This is a genomic window from Vibrio sp. Vb0937 (genome assembly GCF_033338855.1).
Genome location: NZ_JAWOTK010000246.1, coordinates 1 through 1289, shown reverse-complemented (window position 1 = coordinate 1289; position 1289 = coordinate 1). Strand labels below are relative to the sequence as shown.

Here is a 1289-nt window from a genome sequence, read left to right as displayed (position 1 = left end):
ATGGTTTTGTCGCCTGAGGTAATAAACCCAGAAGTGGTCGCTTGGATGGAAGCAATGCTCATACAACTCATTTCAATGTTCTCATAAGCAGCGGTTTGCCATGCTGGGTGCACCATTTGTTGCAGTAGAGAAACAAGATGCGGATGCTGATCTGGTGTCACGTGATCGGCCTTGGTGGCGGCAAATAGCACTTTGTCTATTTTTGGCGAGAACAAACGACGTAAAAAGCTACTGCGACCATAACGAAAGCTGTGCATGATCTGCTCAAGAGCCTGACGCATATCATAAAACGCCTCGTCGCCAGCATTAAGTGGCTGTAAACAATCCACCAGCACAATTTGGCGGTCAAATGTTGCAAAATGGTGCTTATAAAACGCTTTCACGACTTTTTGCTGATATTCATGAAAACGCGCTTCCAACATGGCTAAGTTGCTGCCTTTAGGCGCTTTGCTTTCCGGTTCAAATCGACAAGGAAAGAACTGCAACACCGGTGCACCAGCAAGCTCTCCTGGTAACACAAATCGCCCTGGCTGAACCCAGTGCAGCCCAGCATCTTTACAAGCATGGAGATAATCCGTGTAAGCGTGAGCCACTTTCTCTAGCTGTTTTTCATCTGCATCCGCATTGAGCTCGATCTGTTCGAGTTCAGCTAGCCATGCTTGAGCTAACTCTTTGCGTTTGCCTTTCAGCGCGTCAAACTGCGTTTGAGACCAACTCGAAAAATTCATATCGAGCAAAGGCAAGTCCAATAGCCATTCACCCGGATAGTCGATGATGTCAACATTGAGAACCGCCGTTTTACTGAGCAGCTTCTTGGTCGTTTTCTTTGGTTTGTATTTTAAAGCTAGGCGAATTTCGCTCACATCACGCGTTGGCACTGGCCATTGTGGTGGGTTCGCATGAATCTGGCTCATCGCCTCGTCGTAAGCAAAGCGAGGCACCATCATATTGGTTTGAGGTTCACGCTTTGCACCAATAAGGCGTTTGTCTCTCGCGGCGGTCAATAAAGGTAGATTGTCGTGAGTGGCGGTGTGAAGTAGCTGATTAACCAAAGACGTGATAAAGGCCGTTTTACCCGCTCGGGATAACCCAGTTACCGCAATTCTTACATTAGAATCCATACCACGGCTGATAAAGTCGTTCACTTCTTGCTTTATTCTTTTCATAGTTTTTATTTATCTCACCAGTTTTTATACCCAACGCTTCAATAGAAGTAACTTGAGTATCACGAGTCTAAGTTTACCAACCTTAATCAAAGATGAACAAAATCTGCAATCTAGTGCTGACCT

General features: G+C 45.8%; 1 protein-coding gene. It reads right to left on the bottom strand.

Annotated features, from left to right (window positions below):
• Window positions 1–1166, bottom strand: a 1166-nt coding sequence (locus R7P67_RS24805; protein WP_318086315.1) for a YcjX family protein, incomplete at its 3' end; no start/stop codon positions are given.
• Window positions 1167–1289 lie beyond the last annotated feature (123 nt).